At 66.7% G+C, this 15372-nt stretch carries 17 protein-coding genes; 6 read left to right on the forward strand and 11 right to left on the reverse strand.

What is annotated here, in order from left to right; all coding sequences use genetic code 11:
- Positions 1-14: 14 nt before the first annotated feature.
- From kaiC to KBZ19_RS11935, 3 genes are all read right to left on the reverse strand, one after another.
- On the reverse strand, positions 15-1556 hold the full coding sequence (kaiC, locus tag KBZ19_RS11925) for a circadian clock protein KaiC (protein ID WP_094512689.1): 1542 nt from the start codon (positions 1554-1556) through the stop codon (positions 15-17).
- Between the two features lie 66 nt (positions 1557-1622).
- Positions 1623-1979 carry a circadian clock protein KaiB gene (gene kaiB, locus KBZ19_RS11930; RefSeq protein ID WP_094512690.1) on the reverse strand — a complete coding sequence of 119 codons (357 nt, stop codon included), beginning with the start codon at positions 1977-1979 and terminating at the stop codon, positions 1623-1625.
- Complete coding sequence (locus KBZ19_RS11935) at positions 1976-2854, reverse strand: circadian clock protein KaiA (protein ID WP_255101086.1); 879 nt, start codon at positions 2852-2854, stop codon at positions 1976-1978. The genes kaiB and KBZ19_RS11935 overlap by 4 nt, the downstream gene beginning before the upstream one ends.
- A gap of 177 nt (positions 2855-3031) precedes the next feature.
- Here KBZ19_RS11935 and rplU point away from each other — a divergent pair, with 177 nt between their 5' ends.
- Both rplU and rpmA read left to right on the forward strand, forming a co-directional pair.
- Entirely contained in the window at positions 3032-3430 is a 399-nt protein-coding gene (gene rplU, locus KBZ19_RS11940; protein WP_255101087.1) for a 50S ribosomal protein L21, read from the forward strand.
- A 51-nt stretch (positions 3431-3481) separates the two neighbouring features.
- On the forward strand, positions 3482-3745 hold the full coding sequence (gene rpmA / locus KBZ19_RS11945; protein WP_094512693.1) for a 50S ribosomal protein L27: 264 nt from the start codon (positions 3482-3484) through the stop codon (positions 3743-3745).
- A 267-nt stretch (positions 3746-4012) separates the two neighbouring features.
- Here rpmA and KBZ19_RS11950 read toward each other — a convergent pair whose 3' ends face one another.
- Positions 4013-4777 carry a bifunctional 2-polyprenyl-6-hydroxyphenol methylase/3-demethylubiquinol 3-O-methyltransferase UbiG gene (locus KBZ19_RS11950; protein ID WP_255101153.1) on the reverse strand — a complete coding sequence of 255 codons (765 nt, stop codon included), beginning with the start codon at positions 4775-4777 and terminating at the stop codon, positions 4013-4015.
- Positions 4778-4851: 74 nt separating this feature from the next.
- A complete protein-coding gene (locus KBZ19_RS11955; protein ID WP_255101088.1) occupies positions 4852-5595 on the reverse strand; it encodes a queuosine precursor transporter in 744 nt (247 codons plus the stop codon).
- 129 nt (positions 5596-5724) lie between these two features.
- Between KBZ19_RS11955 and truB the strand changes: the two genes are divergently transcribed.
- Together truB and KBZ19_RS11965 are read left to right on the forward strand one after the other, a co-directional pair.
- The gene (truB, locus tag KBZ19_RS11960; RefSeq protein ID WP_255101089.1) at positions 5725-6651 is read left to right on the forward strand and encodes a tRNA pseudouridine(55) synthase TruB; all 927 of its coding nucleotides are present in this window, start codon (positions 5725-5727) and stop codon (positions 6649-6651) included.
- A 49-nt stretch (positions 6652-6700) separates the two neighbouring features.
- On the forward strand, positions 6701-7549 hold the full coding sequence (locus tag KBZ19_RS11965) for a YebC/PmpR family DNA-binding transcriptional regulator (RefSeq protein ID WP_255101090.1): 849 nt from the start codon (positions 6701-6703) through the stop codon (positions 7547-7549).
- Positions 7550-7598: 49 nt separating this feature from the next.
- On the opposite strand, the gene KBZ19_RS11970 is transcribed toward KBZ19_RS11965, so the two are convergent.
- Both KBZ19_RS11970 and KBZ19_RS11975 read right to left on the reverse strand, forming a co-directional pair.
- A complete protein-coding gene (locus tag KBZ19_RS11970; protein ID WP_255101091.1) occupies positions 7599-8441 on the reverse strand; it encodes a glucosamine-6-phosphate deaminase in 843 nt (280 codons plus the stop codon).
- A complete protein-coding gene (locus tag KBZ19_RS11975; RefSeq protein WP_255101092.1) occupies positions 8399-9853 on the reverse strand; it encodes a SpoIID/LytB domain-containing protein in 1455 nt (484 codons plus the stop codon). The genes KBZ19_RS11970 and KBZ19_RS11975 overlap by 43 nt, the downstream gene beginning before the upstream one ends.
- A 113-nt stretch (positions 9854-9966) precedes the next feature.
- Between KBZ19_RS11975 and rnz the strand changes: the two genes are divergently transcribed.
- A complete protein-coding gene (rnz, locus tag KBZ19_RS11980; RefSeq protein WP_094512698.1) occupies positions 9967-10917 on the forward strand; it encodes a ribonuclease Z in 951 nt (316 codons plus the stop codon).
- A gap of 127 nt (positions 10918-11044) precedes the next feature.
- Positions 11045-11566: a photosystem II cytochrome c-550 gene (gene psbV / locus KBZ19_RS11985; protein ID WP_094512699.1), complete on the forward strand. Its 522-nt coding sequence runs from the start codon at positions 11045-11047 to the stop codon at positions 11564-11566.
- A 160-nt stretch (positions 11567-11726) separates the two neighbouring features.
- On the opposite strand, the gene KBZ19_RS11990 is transcribed toward psbV, so the two are convergent.
- The 4 genes from KBZ19_RS11990 to serA all read right to left on the reverse strand — a co-directional run bounded on the left by KBZ19_RS11990 (position 11727) and on the right by serA (position 15290).
- On the reverse strand, positions 11727-12161 hold the full coding sequence (locus KBZ19_RS11990) for a hypothetical protein (protein ID WP_255101093.1): 435 nt from the start codon (positions 12159-12161) through the stop codon (positions 11727-11729).
- Between the two features lie 135 nt (positions 12162-12296).
- Positions 12297-12596 carry a ferredoxin gene (locus KBZ19_RS11995; RefSeq protein WP_094512700.1) on the reverse strand — a complete coding sequence of 100 codons (300 nt, stop codon included), beginning with the start codon at positions 12594-12596 and terminating at the stop codon, positions 12297-12299.
- Between the two features lie 145 nt (positions 12597-12741).
- A complete protein-coding gene (gene prmA, locus KBZ19_RS12000) occupies positions 12742-13707 on the reverse strand; it encodes a 50S ribosomal protein L11 methyltransferase (RefSeq protein ID WP_255101094.1) in 966 nt (321 codons plus the stop codon).
- Positions 13704-15290, reverse strand: a complete 1587-nt coding sequence (serA, locus tag KBZ19_RS12005) for a phosphoglycerate dehydrogenase (protein WP_094512701.1) — start codon at positions 15288-15290, stop codon at positions 13704-13706. Before serA ends, prmA begins: the two co-directional genes overlap by 4 nt.
- Between the last annotated feature and the right edge of the window lie 82 nt (positions 15291-15372).

Below are 15372 nucleotides of genomic sequence, written 5' to 3' on the forward strand. Positions count from 1 at the left end.
AACGGAGATCCCGATCAGAAAGCGTCATCCTCCACACCGCGCACAATGCGGGAGAGTTCCACCCGTTCATCGGAGGTGACACGGTGGGGCACGCCGCTGATGATACGCTCGAAATTGGAGAAGGAATCGCGTATTTCTGGGCCGTTGCCTGTGATCACGAATTCACGGATGCCCTTGTCGTGCCAGGAGCCACGCATCTTGAACACGTTGATCGCGCGGGCCATCTCACCGCGGATCTCCACATACTGCAGCAGCAGAATCGTATCAGTGATCGTGGAGATGTGGGAATCCGTGATGGAGTGACTCCCCATGAATTCTTCGGAGGTGTTGGTGAAGAAGCCAGCAATCTCTTCCTGCTTCGCGTATCCCGTCACGCCGATCACAAACTGCCGGAAAGCGTTGTGGCTCACCCCACGGGAGAGGGCCGATAGCGAATCAATCGCCATTCTGGAGGGCTTGAACTCGGCAATCTCGGTTTTGATGATCTGGAGATGATCTTCCAGGCCGGTGGATTCTGGATAAGCACAGATGATCTTGAGCATGCCATCTTGCTCCATCTGCTCAAAGTCAATGCCCCAGCTGGTGGCATTGCGAAGCAATTGCGCCCTTGACTCTTCGTAGGCAAAGAGGATGGCCCGTTCTTTGTTTCTGTAGGCGTTTTCAATGAACTTGCTCACCAGCAGTGTCTTGCCAGTGCCGGTGGCACCGGTGGCGAGGATGATCGAATCCTTGAAGAAACCACCGCCACACATCTCATCGAGGCGCGGTACTCCCGAGCTCAGGCGCACATTTGAAGAACGCTGCGTGAGGCGCATCGCGCCCAGCGGGAAAATCGCTACACCCTGTGGCCCCATGGTGAAGGGGAACTCTCCTTTCATGTGGGTGGTTCCCCTCAGCTTGAGGATCTCCACCGTGCGGCGGCGGCGCTCCACATCCAGGACATTGCGCAGAATGATCACGTTGTCGGAGACAAACTCTTCGACGCCGTATCTGGCGATTGGGCCGTACTCATCGATGCGTTCGGTGGTCATCACCGTAGTGACGCCGATTTCTTTGAGCCGGGCAATCAGGCGGAAAATCTCCCGACGCACCACCGACACAGCATCATATTGCTGGAAAACCGCCGTGATTGAATCGATGGCCACGCGCCGGGCCTTGTATTTTCTGATCGCATAGTTGATTCGCTCAATCAATCCCGAGAGATCGAAGCTTCCAGCCACATCCTGGCCATCGGGGTCCGGGGAAGCATCAAGGATGAACAACTTGCCTTGATCCACCAGCTCCTGCAGATTCCAACCAAAGCTGGAAGCATTGCGGATGATGTCCCGGGGCGATTCCTCAAAGGTAACGAAGATGCCTGGCTCATCAAAATGATGAATGCCGTTGTAGAGAAAGTGCAGCGAGAAAACGGTCTTGCCCGTTCCGGATGTGCCGCTGATCAGCGTGGAACGCCCAATCGGCAGGCCGCCCTGGCAAATGTCATCAAGGCCTTCCACCCCGGTCGGAAGCTTCTGAACCTGCATCTGCGAATGGGGATGGGAAGGAGAATCCGTCATGGCTGGTCAGGTGCCTGCATCAACCTAAGGCCCAGCTGAACAAAGCCCGGAAATTACTAGGAGGATCTACAGAATCTGGCCCGTGCCACCGGCATCATCAGCCTGGGGTTCAGGATTGAAGAGATCATTTTCGGTGAGCTCGTCGTAAAGCAAATCAAGGCCGATCAGCACCCGCTCCCGATCAGAGAGATCGCCGATGATGCGTCGCACCGGCGGTGGGAGGATCTTGGCGAGCGTGGGGGTGGCCAGAATCTTGTCGTCTTCGGCCAGCTGGGGGTTCTTGAGCACATCAATCACCTTCAGGGCATACACCCCCTTGAACTCCTGCTCCAGAATGTTGCGCAGGGTCTTGAGGGCGCGCATGGAATTGGGAGTGTTCCCCGCCACATAGAGCTTGAGGATGTAGGTCTTGCGAATGCTCAAGGGTGCACCTCAGAAGGTTGGTTGGATCGAAGGTCCTGAAGCGTGGTGGCAGCGACGGCGCGCGGCCCTGGGGCCGGCTCGTTGACGGGCAGGGATCGACGGTACATCTCGCAGAGATGGGCCATCACGTCAAGGAGGGCCAGGCGGTAATCACGAAGAAAATCGTCTTTCTGTCCTTTGAGCTTGAGCAATTTCCAGAATTCGTCGATCAGATTTGCATGGATGGCCACGGTCTTGGTGATGGAGAGATCACTGAAAAATGCGGTGTTCACGAAGCTTTCCAATGCCTGATTCGCTGCGGCCTCGTCCTTGAAGTAGCTCACCAGCAGATCTCTGTACGTGCGCTCCAGGGAGAGAAACAACTCCTTCTGCTCCAGGGGAGGCAGATTGCGGAGAAACCGCGAAGGGTCCCTCTTATAGAAAACCCCCAGATAGCCAAGCCGCTCCTGCAGGCGGCTTGACAGCCTCCAGGAGCCATCGCCGCCGGGCTCGCTCGGTAGAGTCCCCTCCACGTTGCCACGTCGCAGGAAGCGGGAGATCGCCGCATCCAGGCTGTAGCTGAGCTGTTCCAGTTGGTCGGCGGGCAGATGCACCTCGGCATCGTGGTAATCCAGCTGCCCACTCACCGGGCCCACCACCACGGCGGGAAGCAGCAAACCCTGATGGCGTAAATCATCGAGTGCCTCAGGCAGGGCACCCTGTTCCAGCAGCACCGCGTCAAAGTTCTCCCAGCTCTCGGCCAGCAACGCGCAGGGGTCAGGGGCCAGGCCGAGCGCCACCACGTCGTAGCGCCCCTCCTGCAGCCACTGCCCGCAGGCAGCATCAAGGCCGGGATCGCGAATCAGCGAGGCGATCGTGAAGGCCGGCTGGGACATGCGGCGCGTGGAACCACGTTTGGGAGACCTTAAGGTTGACGGGCGGGGCTCTGGGAGTGGAGGATGGACACTTGTCCATTCTTCAGGATGTGCGCCAGGCCTGAATGCCGAGCCGTCCGGTGATCCCCAACAGGGTCGCTGGCCAGGAGCGGGCAGCCTGTCCACGCCTTCGCACCCATGAGCACCACCCCCGCCACCGGCACCTCAGCGCCGAGCACAGACTCTCCAGCGCCGGGCGCCGGCACCTACGTGATCGCCGAGGCCTCAGGCCAGCAGTTCTGGCTCCAGCCGAACCGCTACTACGACCTTGACCGCATCGCGGCAGAGGTCGACGAGAGCGTCACCCTGGAGAACGTGCTGCTCGTGCGTGACGCCAGCGGCGCCACCACACTGGGCCACCCTTATGTGAGCGGTGTCACCGTTCAGCTCAAGGTGCTTGAGCATCGCCGCGGCCCCAAGATCATCGTCTACAAAATGCGGCCCAAGAAGAAAACCCGCCGCAAAAACGGCCACCGCCAGGAGCTCACCCGTGTGCGGGTCGAGTCGATCACCGTGGCGGGCAAGGCGCTCGCCTGATCCCGGCTCCACTTCCTCCTTCTTTCGCCCACCCTTCGTTTTCTCGCCCCCATGGCCCACAAGAAAGGCACAGGCTCCACCCGCAACGGCCGCGATTCCAATTCCAAACGGCTGGGTGTCAAGCGTTATGGCGGTGAAACCGTGAGCGCCGGTTCGATCCTGATCCGTCAGCGCGGCACCTCCGTGCTGCCTGGCAACAACGTCGGCCGCGGCTCCGACGACACCCTCTTTGCCCTCATCGATGGCGTCGTGAACTTCGAGACCATCAAGCGCGGCCTCCGCAACCGCAAGCGCATCCACGTGGCCCTGGGCTGAACGCCAACGGCCAGCCTTGGCCTTGAACACACAGGCCAGGGCTGGCTGGGCTCAACGCAAAAGGCCCATCTTTCCTGAAAGCCACAGGACTGCAGCACAAGACCGGGACTGCTGTTTCTCCAGCCTCCCGGTCTTTTCGTTTGGGTGCCAGCCTGGTGCGTGTGCACACCCGGGTGCGAGAGGATCTGGCTCCGCTGTGGTGTCTGGCTTCGCTCCGGCGTCAGTCTTTCGCCTCCGCCTCCGCGCATGCGGCGGTCACCAGGCTGGTCAATCGGCGAGGCGATAGGCCCTGGTGGTGATCAGGAAGGGGTGGAACACCTCAAGGAAGCGGCTCTGGAGTTTGCGGAAGAAACACTCCACCAGTTGCGGGTCATCGAAGTGGAACGGATACTCGCCAGCGAAGCCCTTGAAGAAATACCAGTTGAGCAGGGCCACCGCCTCCTTCGACATGCGTGAGGCGAACACCTCCAGCTGATCGGCCGGATGGCTCAGGTGCTCCAGCACATCCAGGCAGACGATGGTGTCGAACGCGGCCGGCAGGGCCGGATCGCTCAGATCGCGGCAGAAGCCGAGGCGATGGGCGAGGCCCAGGGCTTCCGCCCGCTGGCGCACGAACGCCCGGTTGTCGGGGTTGAGGTCCACGAACCACACCCGCTCCACCTGGGGCAGCGCCGCCGCCGCCAGGGCATGGGTGCCGATGCCGCCGCCGAAGTCGAGCACCTGGCCCCGGGCCAGATGCTGCTGCAGGCGCAGGGTGTCGGCGATGTAATCGCCGCTGCCCAGGTGCCAGGCCGAAAGCTCGAGCAGGTGGCCGTGGCCCACCGTTTCCTCGTAGAAGGCCTCCACCCGTTCCGGGTCGAAGCCGGTGGCGCCGGGGTGCAGGGCGGCCAGGTCGCTGCGGCTGTGGGCCAGGCGCTGCTCCAGTTCGCCGGGGCTCAGCTGCACGTAGGCCGCCAGCTGGTCGAACAGGCCGAAGCCGTCCCGCAGGAACCGCTCCACATCGAGGCTGGGCAGCACCGATGGGGCCGTCATGGTCTGGGTTGACTCGGACACTCCTGGTCCCCTTGGCAGACCGTCAGGGTAAGGGGCCGCCGCTCACGGCCGGCTCAGCGCCGGGGCTGAGGGAGCGGGAGGGGGCGGGGGTCTTCATGGCCCAGTTCCACCCCGTCGCCGGGCACCTCAAGCCAGCGCCGCAGCCAGCCCACCAGGAGGTAGAAGGGCAGGGTGTCGAGCAGGGCGGCCAGAAACTTGAACAGGTAGCCGCTGAGGATGAACGCCCACAGCTGGGGCAGCACCGGCTCACCAGAACGGATCGGCAGCACATGGGCGGCGTAGTGGCTGATCAACACCACCGCTGTGGTGTCCACCAGCTGGCTGACCAGGGTGGAGCCGTTGTTGCGCAGCCAGAGGGCCTTGCCGCCGCTGAAGCGCTTCCAGAAATGGAAAAGGCGCACGTCGGTGAACTGGGCCGCCAGGTACGCCACCATGGAGGCCCCCACGGCGCCGAAGGCCAGGCGCCGCATCTCGAAGAAGGTGCTGGAGTCGGTGCCGGCCAGGCCAGGTAGCACCCCTCCAAGCCAGAGGATGAGCACGATCCATCCGTTGAGCAGCAGCCCCACCCACACCACCTGTCCCGCCTTCTGCTCGCCCCAGATCTCGCTGATCAGATCGGTGCAGAGGAAGGTGACCGGATAGGGCAGGGCACCCACCGCCACCACGATCGGCCAGCCGCCGATCGAGCCCAGGCTCAGGAAGCGCGTGAGGCCGAGGATGTTGAGCATGCCCATGGTGCCGAGGAAGAGGCCGGCCAGCACCAGGAAGGCCAGATCACGGCGGTGTTGCACAGGCACAGACGCGGTACCGGGGGAACAGGCACCCCAGCCTGAAGCCCCGCCTGGCTCCTGCCACCCCCTGGCGGCGATGATGCACCGCCGCCGGCCTTCCCTTTCCCGGCGTTTGCCATCTGCAGCGATGTCGCGGTGACCGCCTCCCCTTCGCCCTGCGGCTTCCTGGTGCTCGACAAGCCGGCAGGTCTCACCTCCCACGCCTGCGTGGCCAGGGTGCGCCGCTGCTACGGGCTCAAGCGGGTCGGCCACGGCGGCACCCTCGATCCTGCCGTCACCGGCGTGTTGCCTCTGGCACTGGGCGCCGCCACGCGCCTGCTGCCCTACCTGCCGAGTGGCAAGGCCTACCGCGGCATGATCCAGCTCGGCTGGCGCACCAGCAGCGACGACCTCAGCGGTGAGTTGCTGGAGCGCCGTCCGGTGCCCGCCCTCAGCCACGACGACCTGGACGCCTGCCTGGAGCGCTTCCGCGGTTCGATCCTGCAGCAACCGCCCCAGGTGTCGGCGGTGCACGTGGATGGGGAGCGGGCGTATGTGCGGGCGCGGCGGGGCGAAACGATGGAGCTGGCGGCGCGGCCGGTGCAGATCGATGCGCTTGAGCTGCTGAGCTGGGAGCCCGCCAGCCAGCAGCTGGAGCTGGCGGTGCGCTGTTCCGCTGGCACCTACATCCGCTCCCTGGCGAGGGACCTGGGCGACGCCCTGGGTTGCGGTGGCACCCTGGCCAGCCTGCGTCGCACCGAAGCGCTCGGCTTTTCTCTGAGTGGCAGCGTCAGCCTGGAGGCGCTCGAGAGCGGGGCGCCCCTGCCGGCTCTCGACAATCCACTCCAGCCGCTCAGGCACCTGCCCTCGCGACAGCTGGATGCGGCGGATCTGGCAGGCTGGCGCTGCGGCCGCAGCCTCTGCGCCAGCGCCGTCTCCAGCCCCGATCGGCCCGGTTTCGATCCCAGCGTGCTCGACCAGCCCGTGGTGATCCTCGATCCGCAGGGCCACCTGGCCGGCATGGCCCGCACCGCCCCGGGCGGTCGCCTGCAACCGCGGCTGGTGTTCGACGCGGCCGGCTAAGGCCGCCGCGTCGGCGCTTCCCTCCCGATCCCGCACCCAGCACCCAGCCATGGCCGGCCACAGCAAATGGAGCCAGATCAAACGCCAGAAGGCGGTGGTCGATGCCAAACGCGGCGTGGTGTTCACCCGCCTGGCCCGGGAAATCAGCGTGGCCGCCCGCGCCGGGGCCGATCCGGCCGGCAACTTCCAGCTGCGGACGGCCCTGGAGAAGGCCAGAGCCGCCGGGCTGCCCAACACCAACATCGAGCGGGCAATCGCCAAGGGAGCTGGCCAGGGCAGTGGTGACGGCGATCAGTTTCAGGAGGTCCGCTACGAGGGCTATGGCCCCGGCGGGGTGGCCGTGCTGGTGGAGGCGCTCACCGACAACCGCAACCGCACGGCGGCGGACCTGCGCCTGGCCTTCAGCAAGCACGGGGGCAACCTGGGCGATGTGGGCTGTGTGGGGTACCTGTTCGAGCACCGCGGCGTGGTGCGGATCGCGCAGCCCCACCTTGAGGAGAACGCCCTGCTGGAGAGCCTGCTGGCCTTGGAGATGGCAGGCGGTCCCGCCGCGCTCACCTACACGTTCGAGCCAGCGGCAGGGGGGACGGCAGCCGGCAAGGGCGAACCTGCTGGGGGGGGAGGTCGTGGTGGAGCTGGAGCTGGCGACGCCTCCGCGGAAGTGGTGTGCAGTTATGCCGACCTGGAGGGCCTGCAGGATGCCCTGCGGCACCAGGGCTGGAGCGTGCAGGGCTGGGAGCACCGCTGGATCCCATCCACCACCTGCCGCCTGGAGGAGTCCGAGGCGCTGCGCCACTGCCTGCGCATGCTCGATGCCCTCGACGACCTCGATGACGTCCGCAGCGTGACCGCCAACCTGGAGGCCGACGAGGCCCTGATCGAAGCGTTCCTGGCGTAATGGCTGGCCTGCCGTCGCTGGCGGGGAGGTGAGCCGGCAGGTGCTGGCTTCAGCCAGTGAGCGCAGCCCGGTCGACCATCAGCCGGAGCCGGGGGTGCTGCTGCAGCCAGCTGGCCGGCAGCTGGGCGTTGGGGGGCTCCTGCAGTAGCCGTCTCAGGATCGGCCCTTTGGAAGAGCCACTCACCACCAGCAGGATCCGCTGCGCCGCCAGGATCTCCGCCAGACCGAGCGTGATCGCCCACCGCGGCACGGCCTCTGGATCACCGCCGAACGCCGGGGCGTTCTGGGCGCGGGTGGCGGCATCGAGCTCCACCACATGACAGCGCTGGCTGGCCTCACAGGGGGGTTCGTTGAAGCCCACATGGCCGTTGTTGCCGAGCCCCAGCAGCTGGAGGCCGATGCCGCCGGCCTCCTCCAGCGTGGTGCTGTAGCGGACGGCTTCGGCCTGAGCGTCGGCGGCCAGGCCATCAGGCAGGGCCACCTGCTCCGGAGCGAGACCAAGCGGTGCGATCAGCCGGGCCTCCATCTCAGCAGCGAAGCTGCGGGGATCGTGCCGGGGCAGCCCCACGTAGGCATCGAGGTTGAAGCTGCGCCATCCGGCCAGCAGGCGGGCCCGCTCTGCAGGCGGCAGCGCCGCGATGCGCTGCCGCAGGGCGCCGTACACCGCCACCATCGTGCGGCCCGTGGCCAGCCCCAGCGGCAGGGCCTGAGGGCGCAGCAACTGGTCGAACAGGGCCTCTGCCACCGCCTCGCTCAGTTGCTCCCCATCCGGAAAGACCTCCAGCCGGTGGTGCCAACCGGGGATCGGAGCGATGGATTCAGGGCAAAGAGAGGGTAGGGCCAGCGCGCTCAGAGGCGAGCGGAACGCAGGGCCGCGTGGCGGGGACTCCATGGTGAGGAGCCTGATGCAGAGCCCGCATCCGCCGCCAGTCGTGGTGTGGCGATGTCACCGTACGGACGCAGTTGGGCGCCGCGGTAGTAGTGGCGGAGAATCTCCTGGAAGCTGCTGCCTCGCTGGGCCATAGCAAGGGCCCCCCACTGGCTCATGCCCACCCCGTGGCCGAAGCCCCGTCCCACTGCCACCAGTGTGGGGTTGCGGGGAGGTAGCAGCGGCGGCGGCGCAGGCAGCGAGAGCAGCACGCCCGTGGCCGACAACCAGGTGGAAGGCGGCACCTGAGGCTCAGTGAAGCTGAAGGGGGCTGCCTCGAAACGCACCAGCGTGCTCTTCAGGCCCAGCCGGCTGCGCAGCTCCGCCCCACTCACCAGAAGCTGGCCACTGGGGCCCACCACGCGGGCCTGCCGCACCCTGCCACTGGCGGTGGTGGAGAGGATGTCGATGCGCTGCACCCCGCCCAGTTCGGCGAAGGCGCGGGCCAGCAGCGGCGGCGGCAGTTCCTGGCGCCAGCGGCTCACCGGTGAGGCCTCATCGAAGTCGGCGACGCTCACCAGATAGGGCATCTGGCGCTGCCACAGATCGCCGCTGTTTTCGGTGGTGCCACCGGCACTGCTGTGGAACACCGCATTGATCAGGGCGTCCTGGTGGGTCAGCACCAATCCGCGGGTGCCGCGCACCGCCTCCCTGGTGGACGCGGTCTCCGCCTCCACCCCTTTGTAGACCTGGCTGCTGACGGTGGCCTTGAGGTCGAAGGGCTGGTCGGGGCGGCGCTGGCGGAGGGCGTAGGTGCGCGCCGCCACGGCCTGGGCCCGCAGGGCCTCCAGGGGCCAGCTGGCGGGCATCTCGCTTCCCACCACGCTGGGAAGGTAGGTCTCGAGGGCGACCACATTGACCACTCGCAACGCGGAGGCGGCCGGGCGCACCACCAGCCGTCCCCGGTAGGCGCGGTTCTTCAGCTGCAGCACGGCGTCGCCACCGGGGGACTGGCCGGCATCGATCCACAGCTCCGCCAGGCTCAGCGATGCAGGCGCCGTGCCCAGCCCCCGGGGCGCCACCACCTCCACCCGCACGCCGCTGCCGGCAGGGCGCAGGGCAATGGCACCGCCTTCGGGGAGGCGCAGCCGTTCTCGGCCGCTGGCATCAAGCAGGCGCAGGCCGCTGGCGCCGCCCACCCGTACCTCCGCCGTCTCCAGCAGCAGCACCCGCAGGCTCGGATCGGGACTGGCGCTGGCCGTCTGGGGCACCGGCCGGATGGCCGGCTGCTGGGCATGGGCCGCTGGCAGGCCGGGCAGCATCGCCCAGGCCAGCGGCATTGCCAGGCCGGCAAGGCCAAGGCGTGGCGCCAGTGAAGGTGCAGCGGACCGATGGAAGGCCTTCGGCAGCGCCGAGCGGGCGAACATCCCAGCCATGGCGACCAGCAGCGGAGCTCACAAGGGGGTCATTGTCACGACGATCCGGGCACCGCGCCAGCCCTCCGCCGGCCAGTGATCGACGTGGCAGCATGCGGCAAAGCGCAACTGGCTTGCAGGTCACTTTCCTCGGAACGAGTTCGGGCGTTCCCACCCGGGCCCGCAACGTGTCGGCCGTGGCGCTGCGGCTGCCGCAACGCGCCGAGCTGTGGCTGTTCGACTGCGGCGAAGGTACCCAGCATCAATTCCTCCGCAGTGACCTGCGGGTGTCGCAGCTGCGGCGCATCTTCATCACCCACATGCACGGCGACCACATCTTCGGGTTGCCGGGTTTGCTCGCCAGCCTGGGCATGGCTGGCAGCTGCCAGGGCATCGATCTCTACGGCCCCGACCCCCTGCGCGATTACCTCGAAGGCGTGCTGCGAACCTCATCGACGCGCATCGGCTATCCCCTGGCCAGCCATCGGGTACGCGAGGCCGCCACTGCCGGCACGGTGCTGCTCGACGATGACGATCTGATCGTGCGCTGCGCGCCGCTCACCCATCGCATCCCCGCCTACGGCTACCGGGTGGAGCAGAAGCCCCGCCCCGGGCGCTTCGATGTGCAGCAGGCCCGCGCGCTGGGCATCCCGCCCGGCCCCATCTACGCCGAGCTCAAGGCGGGTCGGAGCGTCACGCTCGAGGACGGGCGGATCATCCATGGAGAGCGGCTGTGCGGCCCGGCGCGGCCCGGGAGCACCTTCGTGTACTGCACCGACACCGTGTTCTGCGAAGCGGCGGTGGAGCTGGCGCGCGGCGCCGATCTGCTCGTGCACGAATCCACCTTTGCTCACGGGGAAGCGGAGATGGCGTTCCAACGGCAGCACTCCACCAGCACCATGGCGGCCCAGACGGCGGCCCTCGCCGGGGTGAAAACCCTGGCGCTCACCCACCTGAGCCCCCGTTACGTGCAGGGCAACACGGTCACCCCCGATGATCTGCTCGACGAGGCAAGGGCGATCTTCCCGAACACGTTGGTGGCCAAGGATTTCCTCACCCTTGAGGTCAACCCCGACGAGGGTTGAGGCACAGGCCGCGGGTTGGCCGGGCCGCTTGTGCCTGCAACAGTTCTTGATCCCGCCCCGGAGTGCCCTTCGCCCGTGATACAAGGTCTCAGGTGCGGTGTCCACCGCCAATTCGCCAGCTCCCTCCATGGCCCTTTCCCTTCCCGCCGCCCTCCGGTCGATCGCCCGCCTTCTGCTGGTGCTGCCGCTGGGATTGCTGCTGACCTTCGGAGTCTGGGTGGCTCCTCTGCAGGCCGCCCAATGGGATGCAGAAACGCTCACGGTCAGCGGCACACCGGATGGTGGCCTGGTCACCTTCAGCGAATCGGAGATCAAGAGTGGTCGCAAGTTGTTCAACGACAGCTGCGGCACCTGTCACGCCGGCGGTGTCACCAAGACGAACTACAACGTGGGCCTCGACCCGGAAACCCTGGCCCTGGCCACCCCGCCGCGCAACTCGGTCGACTCCCTCGTTGACTACATCAAGGACCCCACCTCTTACGACGGTGAATACAGCATCGCCGACGTCCACCCGAGCATGCGCAGCAGCGATGTGTTCGTCAAAATGCGCGATCTCAGCGACGACGACCTCCGCCTGATCGCCGGCTACATCCTGGTGGCCCCCAAGGTGAGCGGCACCCAGTGGGGTGGCGGCAAGGTTTACTTCTGATCCAGGCCTCTATCCGTGCCAGGCGCACGCCTGAGCCTCGCCCACCGGCAGGCTCTACCCGCCAATCAACGCCACCGCCCCCTTGCCCAGGGGGCTTTTTTTTGGCAGCGGTGCAGCACTACTGCAGGCAGTTCATGCGCCGCTGCTCCCGCGGCTCATCTCAGAGGCCTGAGAGGGAGACGGGGGGCGAGGCTGCAGGGTCGTTGGGATCCGCACTACCGGCCGAGGCGGCAGGTGGTCGCTGGCAGGCGGGATCGAGCGAGGCGGGCTGCTTGCTGTACCACCACTCCTGGAGCGCCGGCGAGAGGCGCAGCGGAAACAGCGTGATCACGGTGCGGGTGGGGCGGGAGCCCGGCTCCAGCACCTCCACCGCATAGGAGGGGCAGCGCCGCGAGGCCAGATCGGCCACAAAGCGGCGGCCGATGCGACGCCAGCTGGGTTCCTTGCTGCGCCAGGCCAGGCGGCAGCAGGGCCAAGGCAACTCTTCCCGGTCGAACAGGCGGCAGCACGCTCCGATCACGCGGTAGCTGTACTGGCCCCCGGGGCTGCAATGTTCGCTGCCGTGGTCCTGGAGAGTGTCGACCTGCACGGCCATCAAAAAGCCACCCCGAAGGGTGGCAGAGAAGGAGAAAGGAAACAAGCGGGGCGCCGGATAGCGATCAGTTCCGCCTGTTGGATGTGGAGAGCGCCCGACAGTGCGCCGGGCTGGCGGCGGGTAAGGCCCGTCAGCTCAATAGAGCTCTTCTTCGGCGTGGGTGGTGATGGTGACGTCGGAGGTGGGGTAGGCCACGCAGGTGAGCACGAAGCCAGCTTCGATCTGGTCGTCGTCGAGGAAGCTCTGGTCCGACTGGTCAACGGTGCCGGAGGTCAGCTTGCCGGCGCAGGTGGAGCAGGCGCCAGCGCGGCAGGAATAGGGGAGGTCAATGCCCTGCTCTTCAGCAGCATCGAGGATGTACTGATCATCGGGAACCTCGATGGTCTTGTTGAGGCCCTCGCTCTCGTTGATGAGGGTGACCTTGTAGGAAGCCATGGAAGGGAAATTTGGGGCTCACAGGCTCCTGGAGGATCCGGGCCTGTAGGACCGCACCTTCCTACATCGGACAGGGGCGATGGCGGCGGTCTTGGGGTGGGAGCCCCGGAAGCGCAATCAAAGGGTGAGCACGGATAAGCGTGATTTATATGACAGGCGGCTGTTGCTGGATCCGCATCAGCCCCCAGCCGCCCTCGTCGGCGATCAGCTCGGCCAACCAGCCCAGGGAGGAAAGGGTGCGCTCCAGCGCCGGCGCCTGATCCACCAGCAGGCCGCTCAGGAACCCCACGCCAGCGGGCGCCAGCACCGCCTTGAACCCCACGGCCAGCTCTGCGATCACCGGCGCCAGAATGTTGCAGAGCAGGATGTCGGCCGGTTGCCCCGCCAGCAGCTCGGCCAGGCCCTCCACCGAGCCCAGCGCCACCTGCATCAGCCCGCCAGGCCCTTCGCTGAAGCCGTTGAGACGGCCGTTCTCCCGGGTGGCTCTCACCGCCAGCGGATCGTTGTCGGTGGCGGCCAGGGAGGCGGCATCCAGGCGCAGGGCGCCGAAGCCGAGAATGCCGCTGCCGCAGCCGAGATCGGCCACCCGCCGGCCCGTCAGCGTGCCGCCGGCCTGCTGCGCCAGCTGATCGAGCGCCTCCAGGCAGAGCCGGGTGGTGGGGTGGCTGCCGGTGCCGAACGCACTGCCGGGATCGATGCGGATCACCAGGCGGTGGGTCTGGTCGTCGGGCACCTCCAGCCAGGCGGGCAGGATCAGTAGCCGCTCCCCCACCGGATCAGCTTGCCAGTGCTGCTTCCAGCTGAGGCTCCAGTCCTCGTCGTCCTGCAGGGCCCAGGCCAGCGGGGGCAGGGGTAGATCGAAGGTGGCCGCCAGTGGGGCCAGGGCCTCAGCTAGCCGGGCGCGTTCGCACTCGGGCCAGTCGATCGCCGGCAGCCAGGCCACGAGCTGGTGCTGGTCGGGGGTGCTGGGGTGATGGCGCACGGCCACCCGGGAGATCCCCAGACTCTGCAGCTTCCACAGCAGCGACTCCTCCAGCTCCGGCGGAGCCGCCATCTCCAGGCGCCACCAGCGGTGGTCGCTCAGCCGTGCGGCCGTCGGGTCGCCGGTCACAGCGTGACCGGGTGCGCCTCCTGGATGCCGTTGATCTTGCCGATCGAGGCGAGCAGGCTTGGCGGAATGGGGTCGTCGAGGCTGAGCACCATCACCGCATCGCCGCGCACGATCCGACGGCCCACCTGCATCGAGGCGATGTTCACGTTGTGCTCGCCGAGCAGGGAGCCGAGGTGGCCAATGATGCCGGGCATGTCCCGGTGGCGGGTGAACAGCATGTGGCGGCTGGGGGCCACGTTCACCGGGAACTCATCGATCGTGGTGATGCGCAGGTCGCCATCGGCGAACACCGCCCCGGTGACGGTGTGGCTGCCCTGGGAACCGCGCGAGGTGAGCTGCAGCGAACCACCGGCGAAATCACGGCTGGAGTCGTCTTTCACTTCCAGCACGTGCAGGCCACGCCCCTTCGCCTCGAGGGAGGCGTTCACGTAGTTGATGCGGTCGCCGAGGGCGCTGGAGAGCAGCCCCTTGAGCGCGGCCACCACCAGCGGCTGGGAGGGGTGGTTGGCGAATTCGCCCTGCAGCCGCACCTCCAGCTCCTGCACCGAGCCCCCGGCCATCTGACTGAGCAGCAGGCCCAGGGTTTCGGCCAGCTGCAGGTGGGGCTTGAGTCGCTCCATCACCTCCGGGGTCATGCCGGGGATGTTCACGGCGCTGCGGGCCGGCAGGCCCAGCAGCACATCGCGGATCTGCTCGGCCACATCGATCGCCACATTTTCCTGGGCCTCTTCGGTGGAGGCGCCCAGGTGGGGCGTGAGGATCAGGCGATCGCGCACGGCCAGCAGCGGCGAATCGGGCTTCAGCGGCTCGTTCGCGTACACATCCAGCGCCGCCCCGGCGATGGTGCCGGCTTCCAGCGCAGCTGCCAGGGCGGCCTCATCCACGATGCCGCCACGGGCACAGTTCACCAGCCGGGCGGTGGGTTTCATCGAACCCAGCAGTTCGGCGTTGACCAGATTCTCCGTGTCCGGGGTGCGGGGCAGGTGCAAGCTGATGTAATCGGCTTCGGCGAACAGGGGCGCGACTGCCATCAGCCGCACCTGGAGCATCTGGGCCCGCTCGGTGGAGATGAACGGGTCGTAGGCGAGCACCTCCATGCCGAGCGCCTTGGCCACCCGGGCCACATGGGAGCCGATCTTGCCGAGTCCCACCACGCCGAGCTTCTTCTTGTAGAGCTCGTTGCCGACGTATTTCTTGCGGTCCCAGCCACCGGCCATGGTGCTGGCGTGGGCCTGGGGCACGTGCCGCGAGAGCGACAGCATCATGGCGAGCGCATGTTCTGCGGCGGCGATCGTGTTGCCTTCGGGCGAGTTCACCACCAGCACCCCCTGCCGGGTGGCGGCGGGCACATCCACGTTGTCGACACCGACACCGGCACGACCGATGATGCGGAGGCGTGGAGCTGCTGCGATCAGCTCGGCGGTCACCTGAGTGCCTGAGCGGATCATCAGAGCGTCGTAGTCGCCGATGATGCTGAGTAACTGGTCGGGCGGTAGGCCGGTGCGCACATCCACCTGGGCCACCTGGGAGAGGATGTCGATGCCCGTCTGATCGATGGGATCGGAAACCAGAACCTTTGTCATGACCCGCGACGTTGGGGAAGGAGCGGTCCGGAACGCGCCAGACACCGCAGGGGGTGAAGTGTAGTGATCCGCCGCCACAGCT

Source organism: Synechococcus sp. L2F (assembly GCF_024345695.1).
GTDB lineage: Bacteria > Cyanobacteriota > Cyanobacteriia > PCC-6307 > Cyanobiaceae > MW101C3.